The organism is Actinokineospora sp. NBRC 105648 (genome assembly GCF_030269645.1).
Taxonomy (GTDB): domain Bacteria; phylum Actinomycetota; class Actinomycetes; order Mycobacteriales; family Pseudonocardiaceae; genus Actinokineospora.
Map to the genome: position 1 here is coordinate 1 of NZ_BSTR01000031.1, position 18,976 is coordinate 18,976.

Below are 18,976 nucleotides of genomic sequence, written 5' to 3' on the forward strand. Positions count from 1 at the left end.
CTCGATCTAGTGAACTCGCTTCGTGCGGGGCCCCTAGAGCACCGCGGTGGAGAGAAAAGGGCAGGTAAGGGCATCCCCACCCACGGCAAGTTTAGCGGCACTCTCCCCCCACACGAAGCGAGTCCACCAGATCGAGCATCCGTAACGGGACTTGCGTACCAGCCGGGTCGGCCTCACCGCTGCGGTTTGCTGGGGGACGGGATTCACTTGGGTGCGGGCGGGGTCGGCCTCACCGCTGCGGTTTGCTGGGGGACGGGATTCACTTGGGTGCGGGCGGGGTCGGCCTATCCGCTGCGGTATCGGCGGGGTCAGGATCCTATTGTGTGCCAGCGGGATTGGCCTATCCGCTGCCATTGGGTGGTGGCGAGGCGAGACTCTGCCGTGGTTTTGCAGCGGGTCTGCATTCCCGCCGAATTACTCCCCGAAGTGTGCCAGGTTCAGGAATGGGTAACCGGGCAAGCCTGCGGCCGCCGTTAGTCCTGCCTCTGGCTTCCCCGCCACCCACAGCACCCCCGTAGCCGCAACGTTCGTCCGCAACGACGATCCAGCCCGTGGCAGGACAACCGGCACGACTCGGCCGTCTGGCAGCGTTGCCTGGCCGGTCACTGTCTTGCGGGTGACTCGGGTCGGGGCCGGTAGGTCGACTGGCACCTGCGTCCACGGCCCGGCTGCCAGGAGTCGGTCGATCTTCGACCAGTGCAGCATCCGGTGGATGCGCCATCCCAGCAGTGCCAGGATCGCCAGGGTTCCCACGAAGACGCCGATGGACAGCCACACCTGGTCCGCTCGAATCCCACGACGCAGCAGGTCCACGACGATGAAGCCGGCGAAGATCGTCAGCAGGGCCGGGGCGACCAGGTCGGTGCGGGCGCGCTTGCGTGGTGCGGCGATCACCCTCGCCAGTACCGCATCTGCCGAGGCCAGCGAGGCGCGGACGGGGGCGGGCTGTTCCACCGAGATCTCGTAGGCGCTGGTGAACTCCGCCGTGCTCACCCTCGCCTGGCCCAACGGCAGGGCGAGGCCGGTCGAGCGGATCGCGGTCCAGCCCTTGTCGTCCGGGCCGACGAGCCAGATCTTGCCGGTGCGGGCCAGGACCTGCTGTGCCGCCCACGGGAGCGCGGGTGCGAGCAGGTTCAGGGTCGAGCCGTCCGGGAACCGGGCCAGGAGGCGGGCCTTGGGCAGGCCCCGGGTGGGGCGGAAGACCTTGACCGTCGCGGGGCGCCACGGGGAGGTGCGCAGCAGGCGGGTGGCGGGACCTATCCACCGGCCGCTGATCAGCACCGCGAGCACGAGGGTGACCAGGAAGGCCAGCGCCGCTACTGTCAGGATCGCTATGCCGATCCAACCCCCGCCCGCCGCGATCAGCCAGACCGCCGGGACACCGAAGAGGAGTACCGCGAACGGCAGCCCGATCAGCGGGAGCCGGATCGAGGTCAGGGCGCGGGCGGTGGCCAGGTCCTCGATGGCGGGTCCCTCGACCGGTGGTTCCACGGCGGCTGCCTCGCGCTGGGTGACCTTGCTCATGTGCCCTCCCGGTGGCGGTTGACCTGGGCAGCGTAGCCAGTTCGTGGTAGACGACTTCCCAGCGGACCCGACACAAGTTAGGGTGGCCTAAGTCAGGAGGTGTGGCAGTGACCCGAAGCGACGCGCCGCGTCCGCCGGCACCGCATCCGGCCGAGCGGGCGCGCACCATCGCGGCCCTGGGTGGTCGGGCGACGCTGGTCCCGGCGACCGACCCGAGCGGGTCCGACCGGATCTCGCCGCTGCTGCACCACGTGCACGACGACGGCACCGTCAGTGTCCTGCTGCCCGACGACCACGAACTGGTCGCCGCCGCTTGGCAGGCGCCGCGCGGGGAGTTGGCCACGATGGTGGAGCTCGCCGACGCGGCCCCGGTGCCCCTGCGCGAGCCGATCCGCGGGCTGCTGTGGATCACCGGGTGGCTCCGCGCGCTGTCCGAGGAGGAGTCGCGCGCCCAGGCCCTCGTGGTCGCCGAGCGCAGGCCCGACCCGCGGCTGCTCGATCTCGGTCACGGCGCCGCGCTGCTCCGGCTCATCCCCGCCTCCCTGGTCCTGGCCGACGCCGAGGGCTCGCACTCGGTGGCCCTGGCCGCGTTCACCGCCGCCGAACCGGACCCGTTCGCCGCGTTCGAGGCCGGGTGGCTGCGCCACCTGGAGGTCACGCACACCGACGTCGTGGGCGCCCTCGTCCGCCACCTCCCCGAAGACCTGCGCGGCGGCCACGTGCGCCCGCTCGGCCTGGACCGCTTCGGTCTGCGCCTGCGCGTGGAGGCCGCCGACGCCGACCACGACGTCCGCCTCGCCTTCTCCCACCCGGTCAGCACCCCGACGGAACTCAGCGCCGAACTCCGGCGACTCGTCGGCTGTCCGTTCCTGGCCGCCCGCAGCGCGGGCTAGCCCCCCGCCGACCACCCGGCGTTGTAGGGCGTCCACACACGGGGGCGAGTAGCTTCCCGCAGGGTGGGGAGACTGCGGGAGTGGCTGGCGCCGGTGCGCGACGGCTCCGACTTCATCGACGATCCCGAGCAGCGGCGGCTGGTGCGGATCGAGCTGGTCATCGTCTTCTCGATCACCCTCGGCCTCTCCGGGCTGAGCAGTCTGCTGTCCCTTGTGGACGCCCTGCTGCAACCCGTCGCGCTCAGCAGGCAGACCGTCGCCATCAACGTCCCGCAGGCCGACCTCGGCCTGATCGACCTGCTCAAACAACTCCTCGGCGTCGTGCGGCTCGTCGCCTGGGGGACCCTCGGTCTCTACCTGCTCTACCGCGCGGGCATGCGGTTGGCGCAGGTCGGGCTCGACGGGCGCCGCAAGGGGTCCGACGCTGCGGCCGGGGTCGGGTTGGCCACGCTGATCGGGCTCCCCGGGCTCGGGTTCTACCTGGTCAGCCACGCCCTCGGGATCAACCTCGCGGTGGCTCCGTCCACTCTGGACGACACCTGGTGGCGACCGGTCGTGCTGACCCTCCTGGCCGCGGGCAACGCGTGGGCCGAGGAGGTGCTGGTGGTCGGGTACCTGATCAGCCGGTTGCGCCACCTCGGGTTCCGGGAGAACTCCTCGCTCGTGTTCGCCGCAGTGCTGCGCGGTTCGTACCACCTCTACCAGGGGTTCGGCGGCTTCGTGGGCAACCTGGTCATGGGACTGGTGTTCGGCCGCGTGTGGCAGCGGACGAACCGGTTGTGGCCGTTGGTCATCGCGCACACGCTGCTCGACTTCGTGGCCTTCGTGGGATATTCGCTGTTGCGCGGCAAGGTGTCCTGGCTGCCCTAGGCCACCAACAGCCCGACCCCGATCGACACCACCCCCACCGCCAGCGCGACGGCACCCGCCCAGACCAGGCCGATCAACCGGTTGGGCCGCACGACCTCGCCCCGTCCCATGGACGAGAAGAAGAACCCCGCCGGGATCAGGGCCGCGGCGAGTGGCACGCCGAGTCGTGCGAGCCAGCCGAGCGCGCCCGTGAGGGCCGCGCCGTCGGCTAACACCAGGCAGACGAGCCCGAGGGTGACGAGCACGCCCGCGTGCGCGTGACCCGCGCGGGCGAACCGCTGCTGGAACGGAGTCGCCGGGGCCTGGCCGCGGGCGAGCCGCATCAGGTACCAGCCGCCGAACTCGATGCCGACGATGGAGAGCAGGACGGTGCCCGCCAGCACCCGGCTGGCGTCGGAGAGTGCGAAAGTGGTCATGCCGGAAAGATTACAGTGTTACGTAACAGCGTTTCAATACCTTTCCGCTAGCGGATCGACGCAGCTCCGGGTACCAATGGGGCCATGGCTGGCCTGGGCGAGTACCGCCGGAAGCGGGACGCCGGGCGCACCCCCGAACCCGTCCCGGCCGAGGACGCCGTGCTCGACAGCGCCGTGCTCGAAACCGGCGCGGACGGCGACACCCTGGCGTTCGTCATCCAGGAGCACCACGCCAGCAGGCTGCACTGGGACGTCCGGCTGGAACGCGGCGGCGTGCTGGTGAGCTGGGCGGTCCCCAGGGGCCTGCCCACCGAACCCGGCGACATCCGGCTGGCCGTGCACACCGAGGACCACCCGATGGAGTACGCGACCTTCGAGGGCGAGATCCCCAAGGGCGAGTACGGCGGCGGTCGGATGGTCATCTGGGACCGCGGCACCTACGAGACAGTCAAGTGGAGCGAGCGCGAGGTGGCGGTCGTCTTCGCCGGCGGCCGCGTGCAGGGCAGGTACACCTTCTTCCACGGCGGCAAGTCCGACCGCGACTGGATGGTCCGCCGCTCCGAACCGCCGCAGCGCCCCGACTGGGTGCCGCTGCCGCAGACCCTCGAGCCGATGCTCGCCTCCCCCGGCGCGCTGCCCACCGCCGAGGAGGACGAGGACTGGGCCTACGAGTTCAAGTGGGACGGTGTCCGCGCACTGGCCCGAGTGGACGGTGGCAGGCTGCGGCTGTTCTCCCGCAAGGGAAACGACATCACCGCCACCTACCCCGAGCTGCGCGCGCTCGGCGAGGAGCTGGGCAGCACCCAGGTGTGGCTCGACGGCGAGGTGGTGGCCTTCGCCGACGGCAAGCCCTCGTTCGCCGCCCTGCAGAAGCGCATGCACGTCGACGACGAGCGCCTCACCCGCAAGCTGGCCGTCGACCTGCCGGTGACCTACGTGGTCTTCGACGTGCTGCACCTCGACGGCCGCCCGTGCGCCGCCCTGCCCTACACCGAGCGCCGCGAGCTGCTGCTCGGCCTCGGCCTGCGCGGCCCGCACTGGAACACCTCGCCGAGCTACCCCGGCGAGGGGCCCGCGGTGCTGGAGACCGCCCGCGACCAGCAGCTCGAGGGCATCATCGCCAAGCGGCTGGCCTCCCGGTACCACCCGGGCAGGCGCACCCCGGACTGGCGCAAGATCACCGACCTGCGGGCCGTCGAGGTGGTCATCGGCGGCTGGCGCCCCGGCGAGGGCAGGCGCGGCGACGTGTTCGGCTCGCTGATGCTGGGCGTGCCCTCCCCCGACGGGCTGCGCTACGTCGGCCAGGTCGGCACCGGGTTCACCGACGAGGCGCTGCGCGAGCTCACCGCGAAGCTGCTGCGCCTGGAGCGCAAGACACCGCCGTTCTGCAACGAGGTGCCGCGCGAGCGCGCCCGGCACGCGCGCTGGGTGCGGCCCACACTGGTGGGCGAGGTCGTGTTCCGGGACTGGACGGCCGACGGCCGGATGCGCGCGCCCGCCTGGCGCGGGCTGCGGCCGGACAAGGGTCCCGAGGACGTCGAGGGGTGGTCGGGCGGTGGCCGGTGAGGTGCTGGTCGAGGTCGACGGCAGGCGGTTGCGACTGTCCAACTTGGACAAGGTGCTCTACCCCGAGGACGGGTTCACCAAGGGCGACGTGATCGACTACTACAGCCGGGTCGCGCCGGTGCTGGCACCGCACCTGCTCGACCGGCCGGTCACCTTCCGCCGCTTCCCCGACGGCGTGGCCAAACCGGGGTTCTTCGAGAAGAACGCCTCGCGGCACTCCCCCGAGTGGATCCGCACCGTCACCATCGAGACCCCGGGCAGCTCGACCGGCGCGGAGTCGCTGGACTTCGCGCTGCTGTGCGACCTGCCGTCGCTGGTGTGGGCGGCGAACCTGGCCGGCCTGGAGCTGCACGTCCCGCAGTGGACGGTGGGCGCCCGGGGCGGCAAGCGGCACCCCGACCGGCTGGTGTTCGACCTCGACCCCGGCCCGCCCGCCACCATCGTCGAGTGCGCCCGGGTGGCGCTGCGGCTGCGCGAGCTGCTCACCGACGACGGCCTCGACGTCGTCGCGAAGACCAGCGGCTCCAAGGGGATGCAGCTCTACGCGGCGGTGACCACCGCCTCCGACACCCGCACCTCCGACTACGCCAAGGCCATGGCCGAGCGGCTGGAGAAGGAGCTGCCCGACCTGGTGGTGTCCCGGATGGCGAAGAACCTGCGCCCCCGCAAGGTGTTCATAGACTGGAGCCAGAACAACCCGAACAAGACCACGGTCGCGCCGTACTCGCTGCGCGCCCGCCCGCTGCCCACCGCCTCGACCCCGCTCACCTGGGCCGAGGTCGCCGCCTGCCGCGCCCCCGAGGACCTGGTGTTCACCGCCGACGACGTGCTGGACCGGGTCGAGGAGCACGGCGACCTGTTCGCGCCGCTGCTGGCGGGCAAGGCGCCGCGGCTGCCGCGCTAGAGGTCGACCGGGGCGGACCCGAAGGCCACGTTGAACCGGTCGCACCAGATGACGACGCTGCGCATGCCGGTCAGGTCGGCGTCGGCGGGGATCGGGTAGTTGATGTTGCCGTCGGTGGCCTTGAGCTTGCCCAGCCGGACGTAGCGGCCGTCGTCGTAGGCGTGCCAGTCCGCGCCCGCGGGGGCGGCCGAGAGCCAGACGTGCACGTCCGGGCCGTCCGAGGTGGAGAACCCGGTCAGCCGCAGCAGCCGGGCGCCACCCTGCTCGAGCACCCGGGCGGTCCCTCGGGTGGGGTGCTCCTGGCTCACGAACGCGCCCTCACCCAGCACCTTCGGCCCCGCGGGCGCGGTGGTGAGCACCGGCGGAGTCGAAGTCACTGAAGGCGCGGCGGTCGCGGCGGTCTCGGGAGTCGTGGCGGTGGCCGTCGGGGCCTCGAACGCGGCGGGGACGGCCTCGTCCACCGAGTTGTGCGTGACCAGCTTCCAGGGCTGGAACAACCACAATCCGACGATCAACAGGGCCAGGGCGGTGATAACGCCACCCCAGACCACCCTGCGACGCAACGATCCGCGCATAAAACCGGCCCTTCACTTAACGATTCGCAAACAAGCATGGCGATCTGTGGCGTTCTTCGCCATTATGCCCGGTCGCAGGCAGCGTTTTCCTTACTGAGTGGTTACGCTCGTTTCGTGACCGCTGACATCCCGGACGTCCCCGACGCCGAGCAGCCCGCCCCCTCCCCGCGCGTGGACAGCGAGGTCGGCCCGCTGCGCACGGTGCTGTTGCACCGCCCGGGCAACGAGCTCAAGCGCCTCACGCCGAGGAACAACGACCAGCTCCTCTTCGACAGCATCCCCTGGGTCGACCGCGCCCAGGACGAGCACGACGCCTTCGCCGACGTGCTCACCGGGCGCGGGGTCGAGGTCATGCTGCTCTCGGACAGCCTGGTCGTCGCGCTGGCCGACGAGCGCGCGCACGCCGCCGCGGCCACCACCGCGGTCGACCGGCGGCGGCTGGGCAACGAGCTGGCCGACGCGCTGGCGGGCTACCTGGCCACGGTGGACGCCAAGGGCCTGGCCGACGTGCTGATGGCGGGCATGACCTTCGAGGAGCTGCCCGCCGCCGAGGGCGCCTCGCTGGTGCGCAAGATGCACCACCCGCACGACTTCGTCGTCGACCCGCTGCCCAACCTGCTGTTCACCCGCGACTCGTCGGTCTGGATCGGCGACCGGGTGGCCATCGCGTCGCTGGCGATGCCCGCCCGGGCCCGGGAGACCGCGCTGCTCGACCTGATCTACGCCTACCACCCGCGCTTCCGCACCGCGGGCCGCGCGTACGGCGCGCACTCGGCCCCCGTCGAGGGCGGCGACGTGCTGCTGCTGGCGCCCGGCGTGATCGCCATCGGGGTCGGCGAGCGCACCACCCCGGCGGGCGCGGAGTCGCTGGCCCGCTCGGCCTTCCGCGACGGGCTCGCGCACACCGTGCTGGCGGTGCCGATCGCGCAGGACCGGGCCACGATGCACCTGGACACCGTGTGCACCATGGTCGACCGGGACGCCGTGGTGATGTACCCGGCGGTGCGCGACACCCTGCGCGCCTACAGCCTGCGCCCGGACGGGGCGGGCGGGGTGCGGGTCGAGGGCCCGACGCCGTTCCTCGACGCCGCGTCCACCGCGATGGGCATCGACCGGCTGCGGGTGATCGACACCGGCCTGGACCCGGTGACCGCCGAGCGCGAGCAGTGGGACGACGGCAACAACACCCTGGCGGTCGCGCCGGGTGTGGTCGTGGCCTACGAGCGCAACGTGGAGACGAACTCGCGGCTGGAGGACGCCGGGATAGAGGTGCTCCGGATCAGCGGCTCCGAGCTGGGCACCGGCCGCGGCGGGCCGCGCTGCATGTCCTGCCCGGTGACCCGCGACGCGCTCTGATCGCGGCTAAGCGAGCATCCAGCGCAGGGCGAGGTAGGCGAGCAGGCCGAACACGGTCAACAGGGCGGTGGCGGCCGCGGCCTGCCACCTGCGTTCGGTCTGCATCGTGCTCCTCGGGTACCGGTCGGGGTCGGGGAGATCCTGGCACCGCCCGCCGCGGCGCGCCGGTCGAACGGGCTCGCCCGATATGGTGAATCCCGCCGAAAAGCTTAGGAATGCCTAACCTGAAATATCATTCCTAAGCCTTGCCTAACGTGATCAATATTCCGCCGGAATGGCCAGAACAATTGGCTCCGCGCGGGGCCGTCAGCGTATTGTCAGGGCCATGACCACGAAGTTCCACCAGCTCCTGCAGGCCCAGATCCGCAACGAGTTCACCGCCTCGCAGCAGTACACGGCGCTGGCGGTCTGGTTCGACGGACAGGACCTCCCGCGGCTGGCCAAGCACTTCTACCGGCAGGCGCTCGAGGAGCGCAACCACGCCATGATGATCACGCAGTACCTGCTGGACACCGACATCCCGGTCGCCATCCCGGGAATCGACGACGTCCGCAACGACTTCTCCGACCCGGCCGAGCTGATCACGTTGGCGCTGCAGCAGGAACGCGGCGTCACCGACGACATCATCACGCTGGCCAAGGTCGCGCGGGACGAGGACGACTACAAGGGCGAGCAGTTCATGCAGTGGTTCCTCAAGGAACAGGTCGAGGAGGTGGCCTCGATGTCGACCTTGCTCAACGTCGTCAAGCGGGCCAACGGCAACCTGTTCGACGTGGAGAACTACCTCGCCCGCGAGGTCGTCGGCGAAGGCGGCCACGACCCGCTGGCTCCCCGCGCCGCGGGCGGGGCGCTCTGACTGGGACACGCTAACCGGACGACGACGCGGGGACGGACACCGTCCCCGCGTCCGTGCTGTCCAGCGGCCCGCCCTAGCGGCTCGCGGGGATGCTGGGCGGATCCGTCGCCCCCGCGGTCGGGTACCGCAGGGCGTCCGAGGGTTCGGTCGGGGCGATGGTGGTCTGCGCGGTCGGCGTCGCCGTGGGCAGCCCGGGTCCCGCGGGCGGCAACTGGCTCGCCGACCCCATCCCGGCCAGCACCACACCACCGGTGACCAGCAGCGCCGCCAGCACCGCCCCGCCCGCGGCGCCCGCCGCCACCCGCCGCCTGCGCACCCGGTGCGCACCCGCCACGACCGCCTCGGCGGCACCCGCCTTCGCGGGCACGTCCAGCCGGTCGTCGGCGAACAGCCTGCGCAGCTCCTGGTCGACGTTCACGCCTCGCACCTCCCGTCGACGGCGTCGGCCAGCGCGCAGCGCAGGGCCGACATCGCCTTGCTGGCCTGGCTCTTCACCGTTCCCGCCGTGACGCCCAGGGTGTTGGCGATCTCCACTTCGGACAGTCCCTCGTAGTAGCGCAGCACGATCACCGCGCGCTGGCGCGGCGGCAGCGTGCGCAGGGCCCGCCACAGCGGCTCGTCCTCGAAGGCGTAGCGCGCCCGGGCGGCCGGGCAGTCCGGCACGTCGGCGACCAGGTTCTCCCGCCGCGACCGCCGCCAGCGGCTCACGTGCGCGTTGGCCATCGCCCGGCGCGTGTAGGCCAGCGGGTCGCCCGAGCGGCGCACGACCGCGGGCCAGCGCGAGCCGACCTTCTCCAGCACCCCTTGCACGAGGTCCGCCGCGTCGTGCGGGTTGCCGGTCAGCGCGTGGCCGTAGCGCAGCAACCCGGGCATGGCGCTGCCCGCGAACTCAGCGAAGTCGTCCATCCCCGCCGTGGGCCTTCCCCGTGACGTCGGGACCCCCTTGGCCCCGGCACCTTGAGCACGCCCGACCGAGCGGTCCCGTTGCCGGGCGAGTCCCGACCGTTACCTGCCTCTAGGCCCCCGGCTCGATCCCCGGCTCGAGCTAGCGCAGCGCGAGCGACGGCGGCAGGTCGAAAGCGCCGTCCGGGCCGGGCGGGAACTCGTGCACGGCCACCACGGCGGCGGCCGGGATCGGGCCGTACACGTGCGGGAACCACGGGCCACCCGGGATCGGCGGCGCGCCTGCCTCCCACCGCAGCGGCACACCCAGGCGGGCCGGATCGATCTCCAGCAGCAGCAGGTCGGTCCGGCCCGCGAACAGCCGGGTGGCGGGCAGGTGCACGGTGCCCGGGTCCGAGCAGTGCACGAAGTCCTCGCCGGGCAGTGGCGCCACCTCGGCGGCGGGCCACTGCTCGCGGGTGGTGATGTGCAGGATCACCGGATCGTGATCTGCCTGCCGAGCAGGCCGTCGCGGGCCCGGCGCTCGTCGCCGGTCAGCGGCTCGTCGGCCAGCGAGGCCAGCGCCGCGTCCAGCCGGGTGCCCAGGGCGTCGACGCCCTCGGTCCACTCGCGGGCGTGCAGCTCGCGGTCGAGGTCCCACACCGGCACCAGCAGGCCGTGCGCCCGGAACGAGCCCGCGTAGCGCGAGCCCTCGCCCAGGCCGAGCTCACCGCAGGCGTGCAACCGGGCCAGCGCGGCCAGCAGGTCCTCCTCCGGCTCCGGGCGGACCCAGCGCAGGTGCGCCTTCTCGCCCGCGTCGACCCAGTAGGCCGACGGACCGATCCGCTCGGTGGGCAGGATGGCGCTGTTGGCCCGCTCCAGCGACAGCGCGACCTCACCGGTCGGCTCGCTGCCCTCGGGCATCCACCAGGTGAAGTCGGTGTGCACCACCGGGTCCAGCGCGGCGGCCGGGTCGAGCAGGTCCTGCAGCCGCTCCGGCCGCTCACCCGGTTCGGCGGTCTCCGGGCCGACCACGCCGAGCACGTCACCGGGCGCGGCGTCGAGCACCCAGCGCACCGCGCGGGCCAGGTCGCGGCTGATGTCGCTGGACCGGGTCTGCACCTGCAGGCCCACGTAGGCCACACCGTCGGCGCGCACCAGCGCGGCCGCGGCCATCGGCAGCACGGTGGCCAGGGTGACCTGGCGGTCGCCGCCGTCGAGCAGGGTCAGCGCGGCGGTGCCCGACGGCACGAACTCGCGCAGCGCGATCAGCTCACCCTCGGCCGCCAGCCCCTCGAACGGGCGGGCCACCGGGACGTCCACGGCGCCACCGGCCGAACCGTGGCAGGCCTTGTAGCGCTTGCCGGAGCCGCAGGGGCAGGGCTGGCGGGGGCCGATGCCAGAGGCGTCCGGGGTCTTGGCCTTGCGCACGTTCTTCACGGCGGATCGCCTGGACATCTGCGAGCTCCTCATCGAGACCGGTGAACCGAGTGGGCCGGACGCTACCCAACCGCGCGCGGGCTCACGGTCGGGGGGACCACACGCCGACGAAGCTGCCGCAGGTGACCGGGCGCCCGGTGAGCTCGGCGCGGATGGCGTCCTCCACGCCCGAGTAGCGCACGATCGGGGCGTCCGACGCCACCTGGGCGGGTACCGGGGCGCCGGTGGCCAGGGCGCGCCCGGAGACGGTCTCGAACAGCACCAGGTAGTCACCGGCCCGGTCGAGGTCACCCGCGGCGGCGACCACCCTGCTGGTGGCGTCGCCGATCAGCTCCAAGGGCACCGGCCAGTCCATCGGCAACGGGTTGCGCACCCCGAAAGCCGGGTAGACGAACGCGTTCTCCGGCAGCACCGCGACCCTCGCCGCGGGGTAGCGGCGCAGGCAGTCGCCGATCTGCCGCACGTAGGTGTGCACGCTGGGGTTCGACCGCACACCGCGCAAGGTCGGCGTGACGTCGCCGAGGTCCGCGGTGAGGCTGCCCTGCGGCAGGTCCGCGTACGGAGCCCGGTCGTGCGCCGCGGCGACCGACAGCCCGGCGACCACCAGGGCCGCGGCGCCCAGCACCGAGCCGACCACGCGCCAGGCGATCCGGGGCAGCCGGGCGGGCAGGTCGGGGAAGTGGCGGACCAGCAGGTCCAGGGTGCCGAGCACGAGCGTGCCCGCGAGCAGCGCCGGGACGTTGTACCCCCACGACAGGGACGCCATGTACGCCAGCAGGCCGATCGCCAGCGGCCACCACGGCACCTCGCGGTACGCGATCGCGGTGACCACCACCGTCACGAGGAACACCCACAGCAGCGGTACCGCCACGAGCAGCGGGTACCCGAGTGTGGCGTGGTGGAGCAGGTACAGCGGCACCGCGGCGGCCACCAGGGTCGGCACCAAGCGCACCCACACCCCCGCGCCGCCGAGCCTCGACCGCAGCGACCACGCCGCGCCGGCGAGCACCAGGCACGCCAGCAGCAGGTAGACGGCCTTCTGGTCGGGGCCTACGGCAGAGTCCCAGAAGTCCAGGAGGTTGCCGCCCCAGGCACCCGCGCCGCCGGTCAGCTGGTCGACCGCCTGCCGCAGGCCACCCGCGGCCGCGACGACCCCGAGGTAGCCGAGCGGGAAGGCGCCCAGGCACACCAGGTCGACGAGCAACCGGCCCCACCACCGGCCACCGCGCGGGTCTGCGCGCCGGGCCGGGTGCAGGAACACCAGCAGGACCCCCACGGGCACACCGAACATGAAGCTCTGCTTGCACATCACCGCGAACCCGAGCAGGAACAGCCCGATCCGCCGGGGCCACGCGGAGTCCGACCGCAGTCCGATGTCGAGCAGCCACCAGCCGACCGAGACGAGGAAGATCCCGTCGACGGTGTGCCAGGCCATCAGCGGGAACCCGTGCAGGTTGACCAGCGCGGCCGCGGCCACCAGCCCGGTGCGCAGCGGCCCCCAGGTCAGCGGTGAGCTGCGGGTGAGCAGCGCCGCGCAGGCGATGGTGGCCACCGCCAGTTCCACCATCATCACGAACGAGGAGGCCAGGAACAGCGGGGCGGGCAGCGCGAAGTCGATCGTGTGCAGCACCGCCGAGCCCAGCGGCCGGGCCGAGATGACGTCCAGGTGCGGGACCTCGCCGTGCAGGACCCGCCAGCTCGCGCCCAGGATGAACCCCTGGTCGGTGGGGTTGAACCCGAAGCGGCCCACCCTGGCCACGACGGCCACCGAGAGCAGCGTGACCCACGCGGCGTGCACCAGGACCCGCGCGGCCACCGCCCGCGGGCGCAGGCGCACGGCGGGCTCGGGCGGCGGTTCGTCCAATGTCAACAGTTCGATTGAGACGACCACTTCGGACTCCCTGGCGATTGGTGCCCCGAAGCTAGCAAGGAGCACGCGACACCGCAGGTAGTGACACCGCAGGCAGTAACGTGGCCGGGTGAGCTTCGACCCCGCCGACCCGGCGTTCGTCGCCGACCCGTACCCGGTGTTCGCCGCACTGCGCGCCCGGGGCGAGGTGCACTGGAACGAGCGGCTCGGCCTCGCCGTCGCGGTCTCGCACGCGGCCTGCTCGGCGGTGCTGCGGGAGCGCTCGCTCGGTCGCTTGTGGACGGACAAGGAGCCGGTGGCCGAGTTCGCCGCGTTCAACCTGCTGCACCGGAACTCCTTGCTGGAGAACGAACCCCCGACGCACACCCGGTTGCGCAGGCTCATCGCCGCGGCGTTCGGGCGCGGGCACACCGAGCGGCTGCGGTCGACCGTGGACGCCCTCGCCGACCGGATGGTGGCCGACTTGGCGGACCGGATCGCCGCCGACGGCCACGCCGACCTGTTGACCGGCTTGGCCGCGCCGTTGCCGATCGAGGTGATCGGCGAGCTGCTGGGCGTGCCCGCCGAGGACCGGCACCGGCTGCGACCGTGGTCGAACGCGATCGTGAAGATGTACGAGTACGGCCTCCCCGCCGAGCAGGCCGCGGCGGCCGAGCGGGCCGCCCGGGAGTTCGCCGACTACCTACGCGAACTCGCCGAACGCCGGGCGGTCGAACCGGGCGACGACCTGGTCAGCGACCTGGTGGCGGTGCGCGACGGCACGGACCGGCTCACCACCGACGAACTCGTGGCGACCGGGGTGCTGCTGCTGATGGCGGGCCACGAGGCGACGGTCAACGTGGTCGGCAACGGCGTGCTGGCCCTGCTGCGCCACCGCGACCAGTGGGACCGGCTGGTGGCCGACCCGGCACTGCTGCCCACCGCGGTGGAGGAGCTGATCCGCTTCGACGCGCCGCTGCAGCTCTTCGAGCGCACCGCGACCGAGCCGGTGCGCGTCGCGGGCCACCTGGTCGAGCCCGGGGACAAGATCGCCGCCCTGCTCGGCGCGGCGGCCCGCGACCCGCTGGTGTTCGACGACCCGGACCGGCTCGACCTCGGCCGCGCGCCCAACCCGCACCTCGGGTTCGGCGCGGGCATCCACTACTGCGTCGGCGCCCCGCTGGCCCGGCTCGAGGTGGCGGGCGCACTGCGCGCGCTCACCACCCGGCTACCCGGGCTGCGGCCGGCCGCCGAACCGGAGCGGCGGCCGGAGTTCGTGATCAGGGGCCTGCGGACACTGCCGGTCTGCTGACCAGCGCACACCGCAGGCCGATCAGCGAGTCGCGGTCGCGGGACGCACGGCCCGCTCGACCGCGGGTGCGCCATCGACCCGCACCACCCGCATCAGGCGGACGCTCGCCGGGTTCACCGGGGAGATCAACGACGACAGCCGCGTGACCACCCGCGCGGTGAGCACGGCGACCACCACGGCGGCCAGGTCGGTCGCCGCGGTCAGCAGCACGCCGTCGGCCTGCGCCTGGACCGAGTCGCGCAGCCGCCACACCACCGTGACGGCGAACAACAGCCCGCTCGCCGCCCACGCGATCCACCAGGCGCGCAGCAGCGGGGTCGGCCGCGGCCGCTCCTCCGCGGGCCTGCGCAACACCGCGTGCTCGAGCTCGGCCATGATCGCGCCGGGCACGACCAGGTTGTAGCCGGGGATCAGCAGGCTCGGCCCGACCTCCCAGTCCGGCCGGGCGGGGGCGAACCCGGCCCGCTCGGCGGCGGCGCGGCGGGCGGCGTAGAGCCACCACAGCGTCGCGCCCGCGGCCAGCACGCCCAGGACCAGCGACAAGATCGAGCCGGTGAGCACCAGCGTGTCGGAGAACCGCACGGTGCCCCTGGGCAGCGCGCCGGTCCGGCTCTGCACCAGCAGGGCGTAGCGCCAGGCCTCGGCGCCCGCGGCGACCAGCGCCAGCACGGCGAGCAGCCACAACGCCGACACGGCCGCCCGCGCGCGAACCCGCACCCGCTCGACCCCCGCGGCCGCGGTGACCTCGGGCGACTCGGCGTCGGCCGCGGTCGACTGCCACCGCCAGGCCAGGACCGGGAAACCCCACCTCGGCGGGGTGCGGTAGGCCGGTGGACCGAGGTAGCGGACCTGGACCCGGCGGGGCGCGGGCGCGCTCACCCCGGGCGGCGGCGTCGCCACCCAGTCGTACCGGAGTCCTGGTCGCACCTCAGATGACCTGCGGCGCGGTACCGGAGTCGGTGACCACCGGGTGACCGGCGGCCGCCCAGGACTGCATGCCGCCCTCGACGTTGCTGGCGTCCCACCCGTTCACCGTGAGGTACTGGGTGACCCGCGCCGACCGGCCGCCGGACCGGCAGATCACGTAGACCGGCGCGTCGTCGGGCAGCTCGCCCAACCGGGCGCTGAGCTCACCCATCGGGATGTGCACGGCGTCGGGCGCGTGCCCGGCGTCCCACTCGTCCTGCTCGCGCACGTCGAGCAGGACGACCTCGGCCGGTGGCTGCCCGGTGAGGTCGGCGACGGACACGGTGGGCACGCTGTTGGGCATCACGGCATCGATGCTGCCACGTGCGCCCGTAGAACGCGGGTGAAGGGCCTACCCGACGGCCGCGAGCCGCAGCGCGGTCTGCGCCAGCTGCTGCTCCGAGAGCGGCAGCGTGCCGCGGTCCCAACTGCCGAAGGGCACCCCCGCGCGGCTGCGCACCACCACCACGAGCATCCGGCCGTCCGGGCGGAACAGCCGCGCGGTCAACCGGATCGACTGGTCGCCGTCGGGCGCGACCGGGTAGACCTGCGCCACCGAGCTGTCGGTCAGCACCGCGCGCTTGGGGGGCAGGCAGTTGCGCTCGGTGAAGGCCAGCGTGTCGGCGGCGGTACCCGGGTCGGTGGAGTACGCGCTGGTCATCAGGTCGACGCTGCCGACCCCGTCGGCGTCGGTGATGTCGAGGCTGTAGCGGTGCACGGCCGGGTCGAGGTCGGTCCAGTAGCCGATCCGCGCGTCGCGGACGGTGGCCACCAGCAGGTCGCGCACCGATTGCAGGGTCGCCTCGGCGGTGTCCCCGATCCCGGTCGGCACCGCGCCCACCTGGCTGCTGGGACACACCGACAACGTGGCCGGGTGCGGCCCGACCCGCTGCCACGGCGTGGCACCGGTCTTCGCGGGCAGCGCGGCTCGCGGCCAGCCGACCTCCTCGCCCGCCAGGTGCGGGGTGGCCGCGGGCAGCCGGTGCGCCGGGACCTGGATCCAGGCGACCAGCGCGCCGAGCAAGCCGACGACCACCACGACGGCCAGCACCGAACCGGCCTGCCGGACCCGGACCCGCGCACGGCCTCGGCGCAGCACCACCTCCAGGGTGGTGGTCGGCGCGGGAGCGGGTACCTCGATCAGCGCGCGCAACGCCTGCTGCTCGTCGGCCGACATCACACGCTCCTCGCACTCGCCGGGTACGCCGCCCGCAGCGCGACGAGCCCGCGCGCGGTCTGGCTCTTGACCGTGCCCGGGGAACACCCGAGCGCACTGGCCACGTCGTCAACGGACAGGTCCGCGACGAAGCGCAGCACGAGCACGGCTCGTTGTCCGGGTGGCACCCCCAGCAGGGCCGCCCGGAGAACCTGCTGCTCGGGCACGTCCGACTCGCCGTCGACCGCGGTGTCCGGGACCTCGGGGACGCTGTGCTCGCGGGCCCGGCCACGGCGCCGGGTGTCCAGGAACGCCCTGGTCACCACGGTGCGCAGGTACGCGTCGGCGGTCTCCCGGCGGATCTTCGACCAGCGCGCGTAGACCTTCACGAACGACTCCTGCGCGATCTCCTCGGCCTCCGCCCAGTCCCCGCACAGCGCGTGCGCGATCCGCCGGTAGGTGTCGAAGCGGGCCGAGAAGAACTCGGCGAACTCCGTGTCCCGTGCCCGCGCCAACCCCGACACCTCCCCAGTTGTCGTGGTGTCTACGCACGACGGGCGCCCGGGGTTGCGCGCGCGGCGAGATCAGCGGCGGGATCAGCGGCGGTGGCGGCCGTTGGCGAGCCGGGAGCGCTCCTCGGCGGTGCCGAACCGGGCGACGTCGCGGTCGCGGATGAACCCGAGCCGGTCCGGCGCGTGCATGCGCATCCGGATCCGGTTGGTGTCCGGCGGGATCTTGCCCTGGGTGGCCTTGCTCATCACGATCACCACCAGGAACGCGATCGGCACGGTGGCCAGCGCGGGCTGCTGGAAGAAGGCGGGCGCCCAGCCGCCGGTGTAGCCGCTGATCGTGGTGATCGTCAGCGAGACCAGCACCAGCACCCCACCGACCAGCATCCCGGCCGCCGCGCCGACCCAGGTGATCTTGCGCCACCAGATGCCCAGCAGCAGCACCGGGCAGAAGGTGGAGGCGGCCAGCGCGAAGGACATGCCGACGCTGAGCGAGATGTCGCTGGGCCGCAGCACCAGCGCCAGCAGCAGCGGCACGCTGCCCGCCAGCGCGGTGCCGAACCGGAAGTCGCGCACCCGGCCCTTGAGCACGTCGGTGGAGAGCACCCCGGCGACGCTGACGACCAGCCCGGATGAGGTCGACAGGAACGCCGCGAACGCGCCCGCCGCGGTGATCGCGCCGAGGATCTCGCCCAGCGTGTTGGGCGCGATCTTCATCGGCAGCGCCAGCACGGCCGCGTCGGTGCGGCCGGACACCAGCAGCTCCGGCGCGTAGATCCGCGACAGCGCGCCGAGCAGCATCGGGAAGACGTAGAACAGGCCCAGCAGCAGCAGCACGTGCAGCGTGGTGCGGCGGGCCGCCTTGCCGTCGGGGTTGGTGTAGAAGCGCACCAGCACGTGCGGCAGGCCCATGGTGCCCAGGAACAGCGCGATGATCAGCGAGTAGGTGGTGAACAGGTCGCCGGAACCGGTGACCGGGCTCAGCCAGGTCCGGTTGTCACTCGGCGCGCCCTGCACGACCGGGGTGGCCGAGCCCGCGGTGAAGCGCAGCTCGGTGCCCTCGTCCACGGTGTGCGTGCCCGGCCCCCAGAACGCCACGCCGTCGGCGTTGGCCGAGTCGGCGCGGCCGGTGATCGTCAGCCACACCGGCTCCTCGACGTGCAGCACCACATCGGTCTCGACGTTCACCGCGGTGTCGGCGGTGAACCGGGGCGGCGCCGCCTCGGAGAGCCCGGTGGCGCCCAGCCCGCGCACCCCGCCGTCGCCGACGAACAGCACGCACAGCACGAAGGTGGGCGCGGCGATCGCGAAGAGCTTGAGCCAGTACTGGAACGCCTGCACGACGGTGACCGCGCGCATGCCGCCGCCGAAGACGTTGACGATCACCACCACCGCCACCAGCGCGCCGCCGACCCAGGTGGGCAGGGTGGGCAGGATCTGGTGCACGGTCAGGCCCGCGCCCTGGAACTGCGGGACCAGGTAGAGGATCCCGATGAACACCACGAACGCCGTGGAGAGCCTGCGCAGGCCGCGCGAGCCCAGCCGCGCCTCGGCGAAGTCGGGCAGCGTGTAGGCCCCGGACCGGCGCAGCGGCGCGGCGACGAACAGCATCAGCGCCAGGTAGCCCGCGGTGAAGCCGATCGGGTACCAGAGCGCGTCGGCGCCGTCCTTGAGCACCAGCCCGGCCACACCGAGGAAGGACGCCGCGGACAGGTACTCGCCGGAGACCGCGGCGGCGTTGCGCTGCGAGCGCACGGTGCGCCGGGCGACCAGGAAGTCCTGGGTGGTGCTGGCGAGCCGGGAGCTGCGGAACCCGAGGGAGAACGTCGCCAGGCCGACGAGCAGGATCGCCGCCACTGCCCACAGGTTCAGTTCCAACGCACCAGGATTCCAGTCGTGGGG

Annotated in this window: 20 protein-coding genes; 7 read left to right on the forward strand and 13 right to left on the reverse strand. The window is 72.9% G+C overall.

Annotated elements, in window-relative coordinates:
- Positions 1-414: 414 nt before the first annotated feature.
- A complete protein-coding gene (locus QSK30_RS23885) occupies positions 415-1,524 on the reverse strand; it encodes a hypothetical protein (RefSeq protein WP_285505944.1) in 1,110 nt (369 codons plus the stop codon).
- 107 nt (positions 1,525-1,631) lie between these two features.
- On the opposite strand from QSK30_RS23885, the gene QSK30_RS23890 reads away from it, so the two are divergent.
- Together QSK30_RS23890 and QSK30_RS23895 are read left to right on the forward strand one after the other, a co-directional pair.
- Positions 1,632-2,417 (forward strand): DUF2470 domain-containing protein, encoded by a 786-nt coding sequence (locus tag QSK30_RS23890; RefSeq protein ID WP_285505946.1) that lies wholly within the window; start codon positions 1,632-1,634, stop codon positions 2,415-2,417.
- A gap of 63 nt (positions 2,418-2,480) precedes the next feature.
- Positions 2,481-3,287 (forward strand): CPBP family intramembrane glutamic endopeptidase, encoded by an 807-nt coding sequence (locus QSK30_RS23895; RefSeq protein WP_285505947.1) that lies wholly within the window; start codon positions 2,481-2,483, stop codon positions 3,285-3,287.
- Here QSK30_RS23895 and QSK30_RS23900 read toward each other — a convergent pair.
- Positions 3,284-3,703: a hypothetical protein gene (locus QSK30_RS23900; RefSeq protein ID WP_285505949.1), complete on the reverse strand. Its 420-nt coding sequence runs from the start codon at positions 3,701-3,703 to the stop codon at positions 3,284-3,286. The genes QSK30_RS23895 and QSK30_RS23900 overlap by 4 nt on opposite strands.
- Before the next feature lie 84 nt (positions 3,704-3,787).
- Here QSK30_RS23900 and ligD (QSK30_RS23905) point away from each other — a divergent pair, with 84 nt between their 5' ends.
- Positions 3,788-5,269 (forward strand): non-homologous end-joining DNA ligase, encoded by a 1,482-nt coding sequence (ligD, locus tag QSK30_RS23905; RefSeq protein WP_285505951.1) that lies wholly within the window; start codon positions 3,788-3,790, stop codon positions 5,267-5,269.
- On the forward strand, positions 5,259-6,173 hold the full coding sequence (ligD, locus tag QSK30_RS23910; protein ID WP_285505954.1) for a non-homologous end-joining DNA ligase: 915 nt from the start codon (positions 5,259-5,261) through the stop codon (positions 6,171-6,173). The genes ligD (QSK30_RS23905) and ligD (QSK30_RS23910) overlap by 11 nt, the downstream gene beginning before the upstream one ends.
- On the opposite strand, the gene QSK30_RS23915 is transcribed toward ligD (QSK30_RS23910), so the two are convergent.
- Positions 6,170-6,736, reverse strand: coding sequence for a DM13 domain-containing protein (locus QSK30_RS23915; RefSeq protein ID WP_285505956.1), 567 nt, complete (start codon positions 6,734-6,736; stop codon positions 6,170-6,172). The genes ligD (QSK30_RS23910) and QSK30_RS23915 overlap by 4 nt on opposite strands.
- Positions 6,737-6,919: 183 nt before the next feature.
- On the opposite strand from QSK30_RS23915, the gene QSK30_RS23920 reads away from it, so the two are divergent.
- Together QSK30_RS23920 and QSK30_RS23925 are read left to right on the forward strand one after the other, a co-directional pair.
- Positions 6,920-8,104: an arginine deiminase gene (locus tag QSK30_RS23920; RefSeq protein ID WP_285506100.1), complete on the forward strand. Its 1,185-nt coding sequence runs from the start codon at positions 6,920-6,922 to the stop codon at positions 8,102-8,104.
- Positions 8,105-8,429: 325 nt separating this feature from the next.
- On the forward strand, positions 8,430-8,960 hold the full coding sequence (locus QSK30_RS23925; RefSeq protein WP_285505958.1) for a ferritin: 531 nt from the start codon (positions 8,430-8,432) through the stop codon (positions 8,958-8,960).
- A 73-nt stretch (positions 8,961-9,033) separates the two neighbouring features.
- Here the strand turns inward: QSK30_RS23925 and QSK30_RS23930 are convergent, their stop codons facing one another.
- From QSK30_RS23930 to QSK30_RS23950, 5 genes are all read right to left on the reverse strand, one after another.
- Positions 9,034-9,378 (reverse strand): hypothetical protein, encoded by a 345-nt coding sequence (locus QSK30_RS23930; protein ID WP_285505960.1) that lies wholly within the window; start codon positions 9,376-9,378, stop codon positions 9,034-9,036.
- A complete protein-coding gene (locus QSK30_RS23935; RefSeq protein ID WP_285505962.1) occupies positions 9,375-9,866 on the reverse strand; it encodes a SigE family RNA polymerase sigma factor in 492 nt (163 codons plus the stop codon). Before QSK30_RS23935 ends, QSK30_RS23930 begins: the two co-directional genes overlap by 4 nt.
- A gap of 139 nt (positions 9,867-10,005) precedes the next feature.
- On the reverse strand, positions 10,006-10,341 hold the full coding sequence (locus tag QSK30_RS23940) for a DUF952 domain-containing protein (protein WP_502871877.1): 336 nt from the start codon (positions 10,339-10,341) through the stop codon (positions 10,006-10,008).
- The gene (locus QSK30_RS23945) at positions 10,338-11,300 is read right to left on the reverse strand and encodes a DUF5926 family protein (RefSeq protein ID WP_285505965.1); all 963 of its coding nucleotides are present in this window, start codon (positions 11,298-11,300) and stop codon (positions 10,338-10,340) included. The genes QSK30_RS23940 and QSK30_RS23945 overlap by 4 nt, the downstream gene beginning before the upstream one ends.
- A gap of 64 nt (positions 11,301-11,364) precedes the next feature.
- Positions 11,365-13,173, reverse strand: a complete 1,809-nt coding sequence (locus QSK30_RS23950) for a hypothetical protein (protein WP_285505967.1) — start codon at positions 13,171-13,173, stop codon at positions 11,365-11,367.
- A gap of 88 nt (positions 13,174-13,261) precedes the next feature.
- Here QSK30_RS23950 and QSK30_RS23955 point away from each other — a divergent pair, with 88 nt between their 5' ends.
- Positions 13,262-14,443: a cytochrome P450 gene (locus QSK30_RS23955; RefSeq protein ID WP_285505969.1), complete on the forward strand. Its 1,182-nt coding sequence runs from the start codon at positions 13,262-13,264 to the stop codon at positions 14,441-14,443.
- A 21-nt stretch (positions 14,444-14,464) separates the two neighbouring features.
- On the opposite strand, the gene QSK30_RS23960 is transcribed toward QSK30_RS23955, so the two are convergent.
- The 5 genes from QSK30_RS23960 to QSK30_RS23980 all read right to left on the reverse strand — a co-directional run bounded on the left by QSK30_RS23960 (position 14,465) and on the right by QSK30_RS23980 (position 18,952).
- Entirely contained in the window at positions 14,465-15,370 is a 906-nt protein-coding gene (locus QSK30_RS23960) for a DUF4328 domain-containing protein (protein ID WP_285505971.1), read from the reverse strand.
- Between the two features lies 1 nt (position 15,371).
- Positions 15,372-15,713, reverse strand: a complete 342-nt coding sequence (locus QSK30_RS23965) for a rhodanese-like domain-containing protein (RefSeq protein ID WP_285506104.1) — start codon at positions 15,711-15,713, stop codon at positions 15,372-15,374.
- A 48-nt stretch (positions 15,714-15,761) separates the two neighbouring features.
- Positions 15,762-16,586, reverse strand: coding sequence for a hypothetical protein (locus QSK30_RS23970; protein ID WP_285505973.1), 825 nt, complete (start codon positions 16,584-16,586; stop codon positions 15,762-15,764).
- A complete protein-coding gene (locus QSK30_RS23975) occupies positions 16,586-17,080 on the reverse strand; it encodes a SigE family RNA polymerase sigma factor (protein WP_285505975.1) in 495 nt (164 codons plus the stop codon). The genes QSK30_RS23970 and QSK30_RS23975 overlap by 1 nt, the downstream gene beginning before the upstream one ends.
- A gap of 81 nt (positions 17,081-17,161) precedes the next feature.
- Positions 17,162-18,952, reverse strand: coding sequence for a sodium/solute symporter (locus tag QSK30_RS23980; protein WP_285505977.1), 1,791 nt, complete (start codon positions 18,950-18,952; stop codon positions 17,162-17,164).
- Positions 18,953-18,976: the final 24 nt, after the last annotated feature.

Bases quoted from the DNA above. Each gene is read 5' to 3' on its own strand.
- QSK30_RS23885 (WP_285505944.1), bottom strand. From the start codon at position 1,524: ATGAGCAAGGTCACCCAGCGCGAGGCAGCCGCCGTGGAACCACCGGTC.
- QSK30_RS23900 (WP_285505949.1), bottom strand. From the start codon at position 3,703: ATGACCACTTTCGCACTCTCCGACGCCAGCCGGGTGCTGGCGGGCACC.
- ligD (WP_285505951.1), top strand. From the start codon at position 3,788: ATGGCTGGCCTGGGCGAGTACCGCCGGAAGCGGGACGCCGGGCGCACC.
- QSK30_RS23925 (WP_285505958.1), top strand. From the start codon at position 8,430: ATGACCACGAAGTTCCACCAGCTCCTGCAGGCCCAGATCCGCAACGAG.
- QSK30_RS23935 (WP_285505962.1), bottom strand. From the start codon at position 9,866: ATGGACGACTTCGCTGAGTTCGCGGGCAGCGCCATGCCCGGGTTGCTG.
- QSK30_RS23945 (WP_285505965.1), bottom strand. From the start codon at position 11,300: ATGTCCAGGCGATCCGCCGTGAAGAACGTGCGCAAGGCCAAGACCCCG.
- QSK30_RS23965 (WP_285506104.1), bottom strand. From the start codon at position 15,713: ATGCCCAACAGCGTGCCCACCGTGTCCGTCGCCGACCTCACCGGGCAG.
- QSK30_RS23970 (WP_285505973.1), bottom strand. From the start codon at position 16,586: ATGTCGGCCGACGAGCAGCAGGCGTTGCGCGCGCTGATCGAGGTACCC.